This window comes from Massilia aquatica (assembly GCF_011682045.1).
GTDB classification, from domain to species: Bacteria; Pseudomonadota; Gammaproteobacteria; order Burkholderiales; family Burkholderiaceae_D; genus Telluria_A; species Telluria_A aquatica.
The window spans coordinates 71,961-85,805 of record NZ_VVIW01000006.1 but is presented as its reverse complement, the minus strand read 5'-3'; the positions used below and the strand labels follow the sequence as shown (position 1 = coordinate 85,805).

The following is a 13,845-nucleotide window of genomic DNA, read 5'->3' as shown; positions in this document are numbered from 1 at the left end:
ACCCCGCAGTTTTCCCCGCAAAGGCCTCATGCAGTTTGCTGTCCGTACCCTCGCGCCTGACCTGAGCATTCACAGCCAGGTGGTCGACGCCCAGGATGAGGCCGATGCCCGCCGCCAGTGCGAGGCACGCGGACTGTTCGTCAGCGCGGTCGAACCGGTGCGCGCCGCCGGCCTGCGCCGCGGCCGCGGCCCGGGCCTGTCGCTGGTGCTGTTCAGCCAGGAATTGCTGGCCTTGCTGACCGCCGGCCTCGGGATCGTGGAATCGCTCGAAGCTCTGCTCGAAAAAGAAACCAGCGTCGCGACCGGCAGCGTGCTCGAACGCCTGCTCGGCGGCTTGCGCGAAGGCAAACGCTTTTCCAGCGTGCTGGCCGACCAGCCGGACCTGTTTTCACCCCTCTACATCGGCATCGTGCGCGCCGCCGAAGGCACCAGCGACCTGCCGCGCTCGCTCGCGCGCTACATCGATTACCAGCAGCGCATCGACGTGGTGCGCAGCAAGATTGTCAGCGCCGCGATTTATCCGGTGATCCTGCTGGCGGTGGGCGGCGGCGTCAGCATGTTCCTGATTACCTACGTGGTGCCGCGCTTTGCCGAGGTTTACCAGGGCGCCGGACGCAACCTGCCGTGGATGTCGCAGATGCTGCTCGGCTGGGGCCAGTTCGCCAGCAGCCACGGCACCCTGCTGCTGGGCGGCCTGGCTGTGCTGGCGGGCGCGCTGGTGCTGCTGTGGCGGCGCCTGACCCGCAACGGCGGCCTGGCGCGCCTGGTCACGCGCTTGCCGGGCATCGGCGAACGGGTGCGCATTTATGAACTCTCGCGCCTGTACCTCACGCTCGGCATGCTCAGCGAAGGCGGCATCACCATCGTCAACGCCATCGATACCGTGCAGGCGATGGTGTCGACCTCGATGCGCGCTTCATTGAGCGCGGCGCGCACCAGCATCGAGTCGGGCCTGCCGCTGTCGAGTGCGTTCGAGGCCAACAGCCTGACCACCCCGATCTCGCTGCGCATGCTGCGGGTCGGCGAGCGCACCGGCGACATGGGGCCGATGCTGACCCAGTCGGCGGCCTTTTACGACGGCGAAATCAGCCGCTGGATCGACCGCTTCACCCGTACTTTCGAACCCCTGCTGATGGCCGCCATCGGGCTGGTCGTCGGCGCCATTGTGGTGCTGCTGTATATGCCGATTTTCGATCTGGCCGGAGACATGTCGTGAGTTCTCCCTCGCTTGACCCGTCCCTGCTGGCGCGCGCGCGCGCCCAGAGCCTGCACACGCAGCGCCCGCTCGTGGCCGAACTGGAAGCGGCCAGCGGTCTGGACGCGCGCCAGATCGTCCAGGCCCTGGCCGAGCCGTTCGGCCTGGCGGTGATGGAAACGGCCGAAATGCTCGGCTGCGCCACCGCCTTCGACCTGCTGCCGCTGGCGCAGGCGCTGGCGCGCCACTGCGTGCTGCTGCGCGCGCCCGGCGGCCAGTTGATCGGCGTGATCGCCGACCCCTTCGACGTCGACCTGCAAACCTGGCTGGCCACGCGCGCGCGCGCCACGCCGTCCGCGCCGCTCAACCTGCGCCTGGCGCTGCAAGCGGACATCCAGGCTTACCTGTCCAAGCAGGAAGAATCGGCGCGCGCGGTCGACACCCTGGTGGCCAACGTGGGCGACGCCCGGCGCGACGGCAAGACCGCCGCCGTGCTGTCGTTCGCCTCGGTGTCCGAAGCGGCCAGTCCGGCCGTCAAGCTGGTCAACTCGACCCTGTACGACGCGCTCAAGGCCGGCGCCTCCGACATCCACCTGGAAAGCACCGCCGGCGGCCTGGCCGTCAAGTACCGCGTCGACGGCGTGCTCGATCACGCCACCTCGGTAGGCGGCATCGAAGTGGCGGAGCACATCATCTCGCGCCTGAAAGTGCTGGCCGAACTCGATATCGCCGAACGCCGCGTGCCGCAGGACGGCAGCTTCCGGGTCGAGTCGGGCGGACGCGAGATCGACCTGCGCGTCTCGATCATGCCGAGCATTCACGGCGAGGACGCGGTCATCCGGATCCTCGACAAGCGCGCCATGATCGAAGCCTACGGCGCGCTCACCCTCGAAGCCCTGGGCTTCGACGCGGCCTCGCTGGTATCCCTGCGCATGCTGGCGCAGGAAGCCTACGGCATGCTGCTCGTGACCGGGCCCACCGGCTCGGGCAAGACCACCACCCTGTACGCGGCCCTGACCGAGATCCACAACGGGCGCGAAAAAATCATCACCATCGAAGACCCGGTCGAATACCAGCTGCCCGGCATCCTGCAAATTCCGGTCAACGAAAAGAAGGGCCTGACCTTTGCCAAGGGCCTGCGCTCGATCCTGCGCCACGACCCCGACAAGATCATGGTCGGCGAAATCCGCGACCGCGAAACCGCCGAAATCGCGGTGCAGTCGGCCCTGACCGGCCACCTGGTTCTCACCACCGTCCACGCCAACAATGTGTTCGACGTGTTCGGCCGCTTTACCCACATGGGCATCGACCCCTACGCCTTCGTGTCGGCGCTGAACGGCATCTGGGCCCAGCGCCTGGTGCGCATGAACTGCCCGCACTGCGCCGAACAATTCACCCCGAGCGACGCCGAACTCGATGCGGTCAACCTGGAACGGGCCGACGTGCACGACTACCTTTTCATGCAGGGCAAGGGCTGCGGCGACTGCCGCGGCACCGGCTACAAGGGGCGCCGTTCGATCGCCGAAATCCTCACCCTCAACGACGAGATCCGCGAACTGATCGTCGACAAGCGCCCGATCCGCCAGATCAAGGCCGCGGCCCACGCCAACGGCACCCGCAGCCTGCGCCTGGCCGCGCTCGACCTGGTCAAGCGCGGCGCCACCACGCTCACCGAAATCAAGCGGGTGACCCTGCATGCGTAGACGCTTCGGACAATCGCTGCGGGTCGGCATCGCGCCCGGCGCCGTCGCGCTCCTTAAAACCAGCCGCTTCAGCTCCGCTGCGCCGGAACTGGTGGCCGAACTGGCCTTTGACGGCGGCAGCCACCCCGAGTCGGTCGCCGGCGCCCTGCGCCTGCTGCTCGAAGGCGCGGCCAGCCCCAACTGGCCCGTCACCATCGTGCTGGCCGATGAACTGGCGCGCATCTGGCAGGTGGCGCCGCCTGAGGGCAGCGCGCGCCTGGCCGACCTGGAAGCGGCCGCCGCGCTGCGTTTTCAAACCCTGTTCGGCGAGCCGACCGGCGCCTGGCAACTGTCCGCCGGCTGGGATGCAACGCAGCCGTTCCTGGTGGCCGCGCTGCCGCGCCACTTGCTGGCGCTGATCGGGCAGGTGTGCGCCGCCCAGCGCGCGCCGCTGGTGGAACTGGTGCCGCAATTCGTCGCCGGTTTCAACCAGTGGCGCGGCTCGGTCAAGGCCGGCGCCTGGTATGGCCTGGTGCAGCAGCGGGTCCTGAGCCTGGCCGCCATCGAGGACGGGTCGATCCGCGCCGTACGCGCTAGCGCGCTGCCCGAGGGCGCCGGCCTTGACTGGCTGGCCGCGCACGTGGCGCGCGAAGCGCTGCGCCTGAATGTATCGGTGCCGGCGCGCCTGTGCGTATCGGGCCATGCGCCGGCCGCCTGGAGCCTGGGCGCCACCCATCCCGCACTGAGCTGCCACTTGCTGGGACAAGGGCAGGGCGCTGGCTGGTCCGATTGCGCGCGCCTGGCCGCCACCGGGAGCCGCGCATGAGGAATCAACCATGAAGCGCGTGCGCATCGATTTTGCGCCGCCCTCCATGCAGCGCACCCTGCACCGCGCCGGCCCCGGTACGTGGGCCGTGGCCGTGCTCGGGCTGGCCCTGTGCGCCTGCGCCGCCGCCCTCGGCTGGCGCCTGGTGGCGCAGCAGCGCGCCGACACCGGAGAACTGAACGCGGCGCGCCTGCATTCGCGCGCTCCGCTGGTGGTAGCGCCCGTTGCACTGGGCCCGCGCATTTCGGAAGCGCAGGCGGCCGGCGTCAACGCGGCCGTCATGCAACTGAACCTGCCGTGGCGCGCCCTGTACGACGCCATCGCCGCCGCCACCCCGCCCGCCATCGGCATGCTGGCGCTGGAACCGGACGCGCGCAAGCGCAGCCTGAAAATCACCGCCGAAGCGAAAAGCAGCGATGCCATGATCGAATACGTCGAACTGCTCAAACGCGAGGAACTGTTCGCCGGCGTGACCCTGATCCGCCACGAAATCAACGAGCAGGACCCCAACAAGCCAATCCGCTTCCAGCTCGAAGCCGAATGGGTGACGCCATGAGCGCGCCGACCTTGTCCAGGCTGGCGCTGCGCGCGCGCCTGGCCGTGGCCGCCCGGGGCCCGTTTTTCTGCGGCGCCTGCGTGCTGCTGCTGGCTGGCGGCGCGGCCGTCATCTGGCTGCTGCCGCAGCATGCGCTGCAAGCGCAGCGCCACGCCGTCGCGCTAGGCCTGGCGCGCATGCCGCCCCCAGTCGAGAAACCGGCGCCGGTCATCGCCAACGAAAACCTGGCCCTGTTCTACGCCACCCTGGGCGAAAAGCGCTACGCCGAGCAGCAGGTCAAGACCCTGTTCGGGATCGCCGCCAAGAGCGGCCTGTCGCTCTCGCAGGGCGACTACAAGGCCGGCTACGACCGCAACGCGCGCCTGCATACCTACCAGGTCACGTTACCGGTCAAGGGCAGCTACGGCGCCATCTGGAAGTTCACCATCCTGTCGCTGCGCGCGATTCCCTTTGCCTCGCTCGACGAAATCAGCTTCAAGCGCGACAACCTGGGCGAAGCGGCGCTGGAAGCGCGCGTGCGCATGACCTTTTACCTGCAAGACGTGCCGGGAGCGCCGCAATGACCCCGCGCCACCTCGTCATGGGCGCGGCCGTGCTGGCAGCCGCCGGCTTGCTCGTTTTTGGCGACAACAAGCCCGAATCGGACGTGGCCGAAGCGGTCGAACGCAGCGCGCCCAGGGCCGTCGTGGCCCGTACCAGTGCCGTCGCCGCGCCGGCCGAACCGGCGATCCTGCGCCTGGCCGCGCGCGACACCCTGATCGGCGACGACGACGCCTTTGGCCCCGGCGTATTCGGCAGCCAGAACCTGAACCCGCCGCCGGCCGCGCCGCCGGTTGACAACACGCCGCCGCCGCCACCGCCGCCGCCAAGCGCGCCGCCGCTGCCCTTTGTCTTCATCGGCAAGGCGGTCGGCGAGGGCGCGTGGGAAGTGTTCCTCGCGCGCGGCGACAAGACCTATATCGTACGTAACAAGATGGTGATCGACGGCGTGTACCGGGTGGACGCAATCGCGCCGCCCACCTTGACCTTGACCTATCTGCCCTTGAACCAGGTTCAACAGCTCAACATTGGAGTCTTCGACTGATGGCTAGTCACCGGATTGGCACACGTTGCCTGCATTTGCCACCCTGGCGCCGCCTTGCGCGCGCCGCCGCAGTTCCGCTGATGGTGCCGCTGATGCTGCTGGCCCTGTCCGGCTGCGCCGGGCGTGCCGCTTACCTCGAAGGCAATTCGCTGGTCGAGAAGGATGAAGTCGAGGCGGGCCTGATCAAGTACCGCGAGGCGGTCGACGCCCAGCCCGAAAACCCGGTCTTCCGCGCCGCCTACCTGCGCGCGCGCGAGCGCGCCGCCACCCGCCTGCTCGACCAGGCCGACCGCGCCCTCGCCGCCGGCAGGCCGGCCCCGGCGCTGCAGGATTACCAGCGCGTGCTCGGGTTCGACCCGGCCAACGAGCGCGCCCGCGCCGGCCTGCGCCTGATCGAGATGGACCAGCGCCACACAAAAGCGATGGAAGAGGCGGCGGCCGCGTTTGAGCGCAAGGACTACGAGCCGGCCCGCGCGCGCGCCGCCGCCATTCTGGTCGAGCGTCCGCAGTACGAACCGGCGCGCCAGCTGCTGCAAGAGATCGCCGAAAAAACCGCCGCCCCGGTCGCCGAGACCGGCCTGGCCGCCGCCTACAAGACGCCGATCAGCATCGAGTTCCGCGACGCTCCCCTCAAGCAGGTGCTCGACGTGATCGCGCGCCGCTCGAACCTGAACTTCATTTTTGACAAGGACGTCAAGACCGACCAGAAGACCTCGATCTTCCTGAAAAACAGCACGGTCGAATCGGCCATCTACTACCTGATGGTGTCGAACCAGCTCGATTACCAGATCATGGACGGCAATACCCTGCTGGTGTACCAGAACGTCGCCACCAAGCTCAAGGAATACCAGGAGATGACGGTCAAAACCTTCTTCCTGGCGAACGCCGACGCCAAGGTGGTGGCCAACACGCTCAAGACCATCCTCAAGTCGCGCGACGTGGTGATCGACGAAAAGCTCAACCTGGTGATCGTGCGCGACAACCCGGAAGCGATCAAGCTGGCCGCCAAGCTGGTGGCGCTGCAGGACGTGGCCGAGCCGGAAGTCATGCTCGAAGTCGAGATCCTGGAGATCAAGCGCAGCCGCCTGCTGGAACTGGGCGTGGCCTGGCCCACCAGCCTGACCCTGGCGCCCCTGACCGCGGCCGGCGGCGGGCCGCTCACGCTCGACACCGTGCGCGGGCTGGGCAAAGCCGACATCGGCCTGTCGTCGCTGTCGACCACGATCACCGCGCGCAAGACCGACGGCGACTCGAACACCCTGGCCAATCCGCGCATCCGCGTGCGCAACAAGGAAAAGGCCAAGATCGTCATCGGCGACAAGGTCCCGAACATCACCACCACCTTGTCCTCGGGCGGCGTGGCGAACGGCTTTTCGCAGGAGTCGATCACGTATCTGGACGTTGGCCTGACCCTGAACGTGGAGCCGACCATTTATCTGAATAACGAAATCGGCATCCGTGTCGGCCTGACGGTGAGCAGCCTGCTCGACACCATTACCACCGCCTCGGGCACCACCGCCTACCGCATCGGCAACCGCGAAGCGTCGACCATGCTGCAACTGAAGGATGGCGAGAACCAGGTGCTGGCGGGCCTGATCAATAACGAAGACCGCAGCAGCGGCACCAAGATTCCGGGCGTGGGCAACCTGCCGGTGGTGGGGCGCCTGTTCGGGCGCACCGCCGACGGCGCCGACCGCACCGAGATCGTGCTGTCGATTACGCCGCATTTGATCCGCAACATCCAGCGTCCGCCGGCCAGCGCGTCCGAGTTCAGCGCCGGTACCGAAACGAGCTTCCGGCGCCGTCCGGACACCACGCCGCGCGCGCCGGTCCTCATGCCGCCGTCGCCCGGCGTGCGCGCGCCCGTGCCGGCACCGGCTCCGGTGGCGCCCGACACGCCGGCGGCCGCCGTCACCCCGGTGCCGGTCCCGGAAACCACGCCCGCGCCGCAGCAATGATGGCGCAGGGGCGGGGCCGCGGCTTCACGCTGATCGAATTGCTGGTAACCCTGGCGATTCTGGCCCTGCTCGGCACCCTGGTGGTGCCGGTGACCCAAGTGACCATGCAACGCCAGCAGGAGCAGGAGCTGCGCCGGTCGCTGCGCGAGATCCGCCAGGGGATCGACGCCTACAAGCGCGCCTACGACGAAGGGCGCATTGCGCGTGCCTTGAACAGCAACGGCTACCCGAAGTCGCTCGAACAGCTGGTCGACGGCGTGCCCGATGTGCGCAGCCCGACGCGCGCCAGGATCTTTTTTCTGCGCCGCGTGCCGCGCGACCCGTTCAGCGCCAGCGGCGATGTCAATCCCGCCCAGACCTGGGGCAAGCGCAGCTACGCCAGCGAGGCCCTTGACCCCCGCGAAGGCGAGGACGTGTACGATGTGTATTCGACCTCGGACCGGGTCGGTCTGAACGATGTACCGTACCGCAAATGGTAAAGACGATGCAAGCAAGTCAAAACAGCCCCGCGCGCGGCTTCACCCTGATCGAACTGCTGGTGGTGCTGGGCATCGTCGCGCTGCTGCTCACGCTCGCGGTGCCGCGCTTTTTTCCGAGCATCGACAGCGCCAAGGACACCATTTTGGCCGACAACCTGCGCAACACGCGCGCCGTGATCGACCAGTACTACGCCGACACCGGGCGCTATCCCGATTCGCTGGAACAGCTGGTCGAGAAAAAATACCTGCGCAATATCCCGGTGGACCCGGTGGCCGACAGCAGTACCAGCTGGATCCTGGTGGCGCCCGAAGACACCACCAAGGGCAACCTGTACAGCATCAAGAGTGGGGCGCCCGGCAATGACCGCAACGGCAAACCGTATCTGGACTGGTAGGGCCGCGCCGCGCCTGGCGCGCGCGCACGGCTTTACCTATCTGGGCCTGATCATTCTGGTTACCGTGATCGGGCTGGTGGGCGCGGCCAGCCTCAAGGTCGGCGCGCTCATGCAGCGCGCCGCCGCCGAAGAAGAACTGCTGGCCATCGGCGCCGCCTTCAGCGATGCGCTGCGCAGCTACGCCGCCGCCACGCCGCCCGGCCAGCCGCAGCAGCCGCCCACCTTGCAGGAACTGCTCAAGGACCCGCGCTTTCCCGGCACCCGGCGCCACCTGCGCAAGATTTTCGTCGATCCGATCACCGGCAAGGCCGAGTGGGGCGTGATGTACGTGGGCGACAAGCAGGGCGTGCTGGGGGTGTACAGCCTGTCGGATGCGCCGCCGCTCAAGGTTGGCAATTTCGATGCGCGCTTCCTGAACATGGAAAACAAGAGCAAGCTGTCGGAGTGGAAGTTCACCTTGTCGACCCTGACCATGGCGCCGCAGGAGCCGATGGCCGTGCCCGGGCAGAGCCAGCCGGGCCAGCCGGCGCCGCTGTTCCCGCCCGCCGATGGGGCGGCCAAGCCGGCCGACCAGACGGCGCCGGCGCCCGCGCCAGTCCCGGACCCGGCGGCCGACGCCATGACGCCGCCCGAGGAGCCGCAGCCTGAGCCGCAGCCGGAGAAGGTGGAAGCGCCCGCCGACAAACCCGACGAGCCGGTGGAACCGCCCGAAGAAGATCAGTCCGGAAAAAACGGACAGGAGGGCGCCGGCCAGGACGAGCGCAAGCGTGATGAGCGCCAGCGCGACGACGGCCGCCGCAACGAGCCTAAAAGGGAAATGTAGGCCCAATAAAAATGACCGCTAAAGCATGTTTATGCTGGCTTTGGGAGGGGTAAATGGAAATCTTGCAACGCGTCAGCGCAGTTGTCTCAGTGCTGATCATGGTGGCGGCGCACGCGCACGCCGCACCGCCACGGCCCTACGACTCGCACATGACGGGAGACGAGCTGGTCCGCGACATGCTTGCCGATCCTATGCAAGGGCATCTCAATTCGGTCCGGCGCGAGCGTGCCATGGGCTACATCGACGGCGTCATGGGTGCGGCTGCCGGACGGCAGTGGTGTCCCGATAGAAAACCGGTGCCCCATGAAATGAATTATCTGATCGTCGAACACATGTCGCGCCTGGGCAAGGACAAGCTCAAGGAGGACGCCGCGCCAGCCGTGCTGGCCGTCCTGGCGCGCCTGTATCCTTGCAAAGCGGCCGGGGCGCGCCGATGACGCCCGCGCCGCTCAGCGCCCGCTGCGCTTGAAATCGCGGAAGCGGAATCCCAGCCCGAACAGGACCACGAAGTAAGCCAGCCCGCTGCCGGCCACGATGGCGAACAGCGCGCCGGCGCGCAGCCATGGACGCGCTTGCAGCGCGGTCCAGTCGAACTGGATCTTGCAGTAGTAGGCGATCAGGCCCATCACGGCCACGGCGATGACCAGCTTGGCGAAGAACACCATCCAGCCCGGCTGCGGCACATAAATGCCGCGCTTGCGCAGCATGGTGTACAGCACGGCGGCATTGAGGCAGGCGCCCAGGCCGATCGACAGCGCCAGGCCGGCCACGCCGAGCAGCGGCACAAACACCAGGTTCATCAGCTGCACCGCGACCAGCACGCCGATGGCGATGCGCACCGGCGTGCGCACGTCCTGGCGCGCATAAAACGCCGGGGTGAGCGTCTTGACCAGGATAATGCCGACCAGGCCGGCGCTGTAGGCCATCAGCGGCATGGCCGAGGCGTGCACCGCCCTGGCGCTGAACGCGCCGTAGTGGAACAGGGTGGCGATCATCGGTTCGGCCAGCATGGCCAGGCCAACCGAGGCGGGCAGGGCCAGCAGGAAGGTCAGGCGCAGGCCCCAGTTGAGCAGGGCCGAGTATTCGGAGGTATCGCCCTCGGCATTCGCCTTGGCCAGGCTGGGCAGCAAGATGGTGCCCAGCGCCACGCCCAGCATGGCCGTGGGAAACTCCATCAGGCGGTCGGCGTAGGTGAGGGCGGACACGCTGCCGGCGCCAAGGCGCGAGGCGATCCCGGTATTAACCAGCAGGCTGATCTGGGCGGCGGAGACGGCGAACACGGCCGGTCCCATCTTTTTCAGCATGCGGTGCACGCCGGGGTCGCGCAGGGCGGCGATCGGGTTGAGCGAAATGCGCGGCAGCATGCCGATTTTCATCAGGGATGGAATCTGGATGCCGACCTGCAGCAGGCCGCCCACCACCACCGCGAAGGCCATCGCGTAAATCGGTTGTTCGAGGCGCTGGGCCAGGAACAGCGAGGCCAGGATGAAGGAAATATTCAGCAGCACCGGGGTGAAGGCGGGAATCTTGAACTGGCGCCAGGTATTGAGAATGCCGCTGGCCAGCGAGACGAAGGCCATGCAGATAATATAGGGGAACATCATGCGCGTCATGAAGACGGCGGCCTGCTCGGCCTGCGCGGTCTGCCTGGAGGTGTCCATGATCCACTTGATCAGGAACGGCGTGGAAACGATGCCGGCGATGGTGATTAACAGGGTCGACCAGATCAGCACCGTGGCCACGCTGTCGACCAGCGGACGCGTGCCTTCATCGCCGTGCTGGGTCTTGACGTCGGCCAGGATCGGCACGAAGGCCTGGGCGAAGGCGCCCTCGGCGAACATGCGGCGCAGCAGGTTGGGAATGCGGAAGGCGACGTTGAAGGCGTCGGTGAATTCCGAAGCGCCGAAGGCGCGCGCGAAAAGGCTTTCGCGCAGCAGGCCGGTGACGCGGGACAGCATGGTCATGCTGGAGATGGCAGCCAGGGTTTTGAGCAAGTTCATGGGCCGGGATTATAGCCCGGCAAGAGTGGCGCGAACGGAGCCGACTGACAAATGTTGATTTTTGAATTGCCCTTACCGGAACTTTTCGCTATAATCGAAGGCTGTACAGAATTCTGTTACGCAGACACTAATGTTTGGCAGGCACTGGTTTGACACACAAGGTGTAGAAAAAACACTGGTTTGACAGACGCTATTGTTTGCAAACGCAACTTGACCCCGATTTAGGAAATTCCATGGCAAATACCGCACAAGCACGCAAGCGCGCTCGTCAAGCAGTTAAGCAAAACGCTCACAATTCGTCGCAGCGTTCGACCCTGCGTACCGCTATCAAGGCAGTGCGCAAGGCTATCCAGGCTGGCGACAAAGCGGCCGCAGCATCGATCTTCCAGGCATCCGTGTCGACCATCGACAGCATCGCCGACAAGAAAATCATCCACAAGAACAAAGCAGCGCGTCACAAGAGCCGTCTGGCTGCTGCTCTGAAAGCGCTGGCTTAATAGCCATCGCCGCCGCTGGACTTCGGTCCGCCGGTTGAGCTTGTGAGCATGAAAAAAACCCGCCTGGCTTCGGCCCGGCGGGTTTTTGTCGTGGGCGTGTCCTTTGCGGCGTGTTTCCGGGCAGATGTCAGTCCACCGACCGATGACTCGTCGTCCCCGCGCAGGCGGGGATCCATGGCACGGCTGCACATAGGTGTTATGGGCACCCGCCTTCGCGGGGGCGACGGCTATTAAGACGGCTATTAAATCATTTGCCGGATTGTTGGAATCAGGCCTGACCTCGATTTGCAAACGATTAGATCTTTTTCATATCCCCTGCCTGCACTTCCACCCATTCCCCCGGCATCAAGGGATGGGTCGCCAGCGAAAACGGCCCGATGCTGCTGCGTACCAGCCGCAAGGTCGGCAATCCCACCGCCGCCGTCATCCTGCGCACCTGCCGGTTCTTCCCCTCCTGCAAAGTAATCGCGATCCAGCTGGTCGGCTTGTCGGCGCGCACCCGAATCGGCGGCGTGCGCGGCCACAGCCAGAGCGGTTCGGCGATCCGCACCGCCTGGCACGGCTTGGTAATAAAATCGCCCAGGTCGAGCGGCGCCTGCAAGCGCGCCAGCGCGTCCGCATCGAGCTCGCCGTCGACCTGCACCAGGTAGGTCTTGGCTTCCTTATGGTCCGGATGGGCGATGCTGTGTTGCAGGCGGCCGTCGTCGGTGAGCAGCATCAAGCCTTCGCTGTCGGCGTCGAGCCGGCCGGCCGGGTAGATGTCGGGCGTGCGCAGGTAGTCGGCCAAGGTTTCGCGTCCGTCCTGGGCCGAAAACTGGCACAGCACCTGGAACGGCTTGTTAAAGAGAATGAGGGGCATAATTGAGTCGCTGGAAAGATGTTCGGCCCGCCGTTCGGCTGGCGGGCCATTTGTTAGTGTCGCAAAACCGTAGCGCCTAGTAAAATACTGGTGCATAATATGAAACGCGCGTCTTATGTCTTATAGAAGACTACAACTCTCGTCGTATTTATAGTAACCAATTCAGATTGCAGACCATGCCTGACAGACGCAACATTGTTGCCGCCTGCTATGCGTCCACTTCGGAGATCACGATGTATCAACATATCAAAGTACCTGCTGACGGCCAGAAAATCTCGGTCAATGCCGATTTTTCGCTGAATGTACCAGATAATCCAGTCATTCCCTACATCGAAGGCGATGGCACCGGCGTCGATATCAGCCCGGTCATGATCAAGGTCATCGACGCAGCCGTGGCCAAGGCCTACGGCGGCAAGCGCAAGATCAGCTGGATGGAAATCTATGCCGGCGAGAAGTCGACCACCGTGTACGGCCCGGACGTGTGGCTGCCGGAAGAAACCCTGGAAGTGCTGAAGGACTACGTTGTGTCGATCAAGGGTCCGCTGACGACCCCGGTCGGCGGCGGCATCCGTTCGCTCAACGTCGCCCTGCGCCAGCAGCTCGACCTGTACGTCTGCCTGCGTCCGGTGCGTTACTTCACCGGCGTGCCTTCGCCAGTGCGTGAGCCAGAGAAGACCGACATGGTCATCTTCCGCGAAAACTCGGAAGACATCTACGCCGGTATCGAATACCAGCAAGGTTCCGAAGGCGCCAAGAAACTGATGGATTTCCTGATCAAGGAAATGGGCGTCACCAAGATCCGCTTCCCTGAGACCTCGGGCCTGGGCATCAAGCCAGTGTCGATCGAAGGTACCGAGCGCCTGGTGCGCAAGGCGATCCAGTACGCTGTGGACAATGACAAGCCTTCCGTGACCATCGTTCACAAAGGTAACATCATGAAGTACACCGAAGGCGGCTTCCGCGACTGGGCGTACGCACTGGCACAGAAAGAATTCGGCGCCGAGATGATCGATGGCGGCCCATGGTGCAAGTTCAAGAATCCGAAGACCGGCAAGGACATCATCGTCAAGGATTCGATCGCCGATGCGTTCCTGCAGCAGATCCTGTTGCGTCCGGCCGAGTACAGCGTCATCGCGACCCTGAACCTGAACGGCGACTACATCTCCGACGCGCTGGCCGCACAAGTGGGCGGTATCGGTATCGCTCCGGGCGCCAACCTGTCGGACTCGGTTGCCATGTTCGAAGCGACCCACGGCACCGCGCCGAAGTACGCAGGCAAGGACTATGTGAACCCGGGTTCGCTGATCCTGTCGGCTGAAATGATGCTGCGTCACATGGGCTGGCTGGAAGCGGCCGACCTGATCATCTCGTCGATGCAGAAATCGATCGCGTCCAAAAAAGTCACCTACGACTTCGCGCGTTTGATGGAAGGCGCGACCCAAGTGTCGTGCTCCGGTTTCGGCGATGTGATGATCGAGCAGATGTAAATTT

General features: G+C 65.5%; 15 protein-coding genes. 13 read left to right on the top strand and 2 right to left on the bottom strand.

Translation table 11 applies throughout. The annotated features are described in order from the left end of the window. The first annotated feature begins 28 nt into the window (after positions 1-28). From F1609_RS12775 to F1609_RS12725, 11 genes are read left to right on the top strand one after another with little or no spacing between them, the layout of a single operon-like run. Positions 29-1,216, top strand: a complete 1,188-nt coding sequence (locus F1609_RS12775) for a type II secretion system F family protein (protein ID WP_167076818.1) — start codon at positions 29-31, stop codon at positions 1,214-1,216. Beyond that, positions 1,213-2,898 (top strand): GspE/PulE family protein, encoded by a 1,686-nt coding sequence (locus F1609_RS12770; protein WP_167076817.1) that lies wholly within the window; start codon positions 1,213-1,215, stop codon positions 2,896-2,898. Before F1609_RS12775 ends, F1609_RS12770 begins: the two co-directional genes overlap by 4 nt. Beyond that, entirely contained in the window at positions 2,891-3,703 is an 813-nt protein-coding gene (locus tag F1609_RS12765; protein ID WP_167076816.1) for a hypothetical protein, read from the top strand. Before F1609_RS12770 ends, F1609_RS12765 begins: the two co-directional genes overlap by 8 nt. 10 nt (positions 3,704-3,713) lie before the next feature. Then, the gene (locus tag F1609_RS12760) at positions 3,714-4,259 is read left to right on the top strand and encodes a PilN domain-containing protein (RefSeq protein ID WP_167076815.1); all 546 of its coding nucleotides are present in this window, start codon (positions 3,714-3,716) and stop codon (positions 4,257-4,259) included. Then, on the top strand, positions 4,244-4,822 hold the full coding sequence (locus F1609_RS12755) for a hypothetical protein (RefSeq protein WP_229421857.1): 579 nt from the start codon (positions 4,244-4,246) through the stop codon (positions 4,820-4,822). The genes F1609_RS12760 and F1609_RS12755 overlap by 16 nt, the downstream gene beginning before the upstream one ends. Continuing rightward, positions 4,819-5,343 carry a hypothetical protein gene (locus F1609_RS12750; protein ID WP_167076813.1) on the top strand — a complete coding sequence of 175 codons (525 nt, stop codon included), beginning with the start codon at positions 4,819-4,821 and terminating at the stop codon, positions 5,341-5,343. The genes F1609_RS12755 and F1609_RS12750 overlap by 4 nt, the downstream gene beginning before the upstream one ends. Further along, on the top strand, positions 5,343-7,301 hold the full coding sequence (locus F1609_RS12745; protein WP_167076812.1) for a secretin GspD/PilQ domain-containing protein: 1,959 nt from the start codon (positions 5,343-5,345) through the stop codon (positions 7,299-7,301). Before F1609_RS12750 ends, F1609_RS12745 begins: the two co-directional genes overlap by 1 nt. Beyond that, positions 7,298-7,780, top strand: a complete 483-nt coding sequence (locus tag F1609_RS12740) for a type II secretion system protein (protein ID WP_167076811.1) — start codon at positions 7,298-7,300, stop codon at positions 7,778-7,780. The genes F1609_RS12745 and F1609_RS12740 overlap by 4 nt, the downstream gene beginning before the upstream one ends. A gap of 5 nt (positions 7,781-7,785) precedes the next feature. Next, positions 7,786-8,175: a type II secretion system protein gene (locus F1609_RS12735; protein WP_187363011.1), complete on the top strand. Its 390-nt coding sequence runs from the start codon at positions 7,786-7,788 to the stop codon at positions 8,173-8,175. Then, complete coding sequence (locus tag F1609_RS12730; protein ID WP_187363010.1) at positions 8,141-8,998, top strand: type II secretion system protein; 858 nt, start codon at positions 8,141-8,143, stop codon at positions 8,996-8,998. Before F1609_RS12735 ends, F1609_RS12730 begins: the two co-directional genes overlap by 35 nt. Before the next feature lie 53 nt (positions 8,999-9,051). Then, entirely contained in the window at positions 9,052-9,435 is a 384-nt protein-coding gene (locus tag F1609_RS12725) for a Rap1a/Tai family immunity protein (RefSeq protein WP_167076809.1), read from the top strand. Between the two features lie 12 nt (positions 9,436-9,447). On the opposite strand, the gene murJ is transcribed toward F1609_RS12725, so the two are convergent. Further along, positions 9,448-10,998 (bottom strand): murein biosynthesis integral membrane protein MurJ, encoded by a 1,551-nt coding sequence (murJ, locus tag F1609_RS12720; RefSeq protein WP_167076808.1) that lies wholly within the window; start codon positions 10,996-10,998, stop codon positions 9,448-9,450. A 233-nt stretch (positions 10,999-11,231) separates the two neighbouring features. On the opposite strand from murJ, the gene rpsT reads away from it, so the two are divergent. Continuing rightward, the gene (gene rpsT, locus F1609_RS12715) at positions 11,232-11,495 is read left to right on the top strand and encodes a 30S ribosomal protein S20 (protein WP_054267030.1); all 264 of its coding nucleotides are present in this window, start codon (positions 11,232-11,234) and stop codon (positions 11,493-11,495) included. 295 nt (positions 11,496-11,790) lie between these two features. On the opposite strand, the gene F1609_RS12710 is transcribed toward rpsT, so the two are convergent. After that, positions 11,791-12,354 (bottom strand): pseudouridine synthase, encoded by a 564-nt coding sequence (locus F1609_RS12710; RefSeq protein WP_167076807.1) that lies wholly within the window; start codon positions 12,352-12,354, stop codon positions 11,791-11,793. 233 nt (positions 12,355-12,587) lie between these two features. Between F1609_RS12710 and icd the strand changes: the two genes are divergently transcribed. Then, entirely contained in the window at positions 12,588-13,841 is a 1,254-nt protein-coding gene (icd, locus tag F1609_RS12705; RefSeq protein WP_167076806.1) for an NADP-dependent isocitrate dehydrogenase, read from the top strand. Positions 13,842-13,845 lie beyond the last annotated feature (4 nt).

Excerpts from the sequence above, each read along its gene's own strand:
- F1609_RS12775 (WP_167076818.1), top strand. The coding sequence starts at position 29 with ATGCAGTTTGCTGTCCGTACCCTCGCGCCTGACCTGAGCATTCACAGC.
- F1609_RS12765 (WP_167076816.1), top strand. The coding sequence starts at position 2,891 with ATGCGTAGACGCTTCGGACAATCGCTGCGGGTCGGCATCGCGCCCGGC.
- F1609_RS12760 (WP_167076815.1), top strand. The coding sequence starts at position 3,714 with ATGAAGCGCGTGCGCATCGATTTTGCGCCGCCCTCCATGCAGCGCACC.
- F1609_RS12755 (WP_229421857.1), top strand. The coding sequence starts at position 4,244 with ATGGGTGACGCCATGAGCGCGCCGACCTTGTCCAGGCTGGCGCTGCGC.
- F1609_RS12750 (WP_167076813.1), top strand. The coding sequence starts at position 4,819 with ATGACCCCGCGCCACCTCGTCATGGGCGCGGCCGTGCTGGCAGCCGCC.
- F1609_RS12745 (WP_167076812.1), top strand. The coding sequence starts at position 5,343 with ATGGCTAGTCACCGGATTGGCACACGTTGCCTGCATTTGCCACCCTGG.
- F1609_RS12740 (WP_167076811.1), top strand. The coding sequence starts at position 7,298 with ATGATGGCGCAGGGGCGGGGCCGCGGCTTCACGCTGATCGAATTGCTG.
- F1609_RS12735 (WP_187363011.1), top strand. The coding sequence starts at position 7,786 with ATGCAAGCAAGTCAAAACAGCCCCGCGCGCGGCTTCACCCTGATCGAA.
- F1609_RS12730 (WP_187363010.1), top strand. The coding sequence starts at position 8,141 with ATGACCGCAACGGCAAACCGTATCTGGACTGGTAGGGCCGCGCCGCGC.
- F1609_RS12725 (WP_167076809.1), top strand. The coding sequence starts at position 9,052 with ATGGAAATCTTGCAACGCGTCAGCGCAGTTGTCTCAGTGCTGATCATG.
- murJ (WP_167076808.1), bottom strand. The coding sequence starts at position 10,998 with ATGAACTTGCTCAAAACCCTGGCTGCCATCTCCAGCATGACCATGCTG.
- rpsT (WP_054267030.1), top strand. The coding sequence starts at position 11,232 with ATGGCAAATACCGCACAAGCACGCAAGCGCGCTCGTCAAGCAGTTAAG.
- F1609_RS12710 (WP_167076807.1), bottom strand. The coding sequence starts at position 12,354 with ATGCCCCTCATTCTCTTTAACAAGCCGTTCCAGGTGCTGTGCCAGTTT.
- icd (WP_167076806.1), top strand. The coding sequence starts at position 12,588 with ATGTATCAACATATCAAAGTACCTGCTGACGGCCAGAAAATCTCGGTC.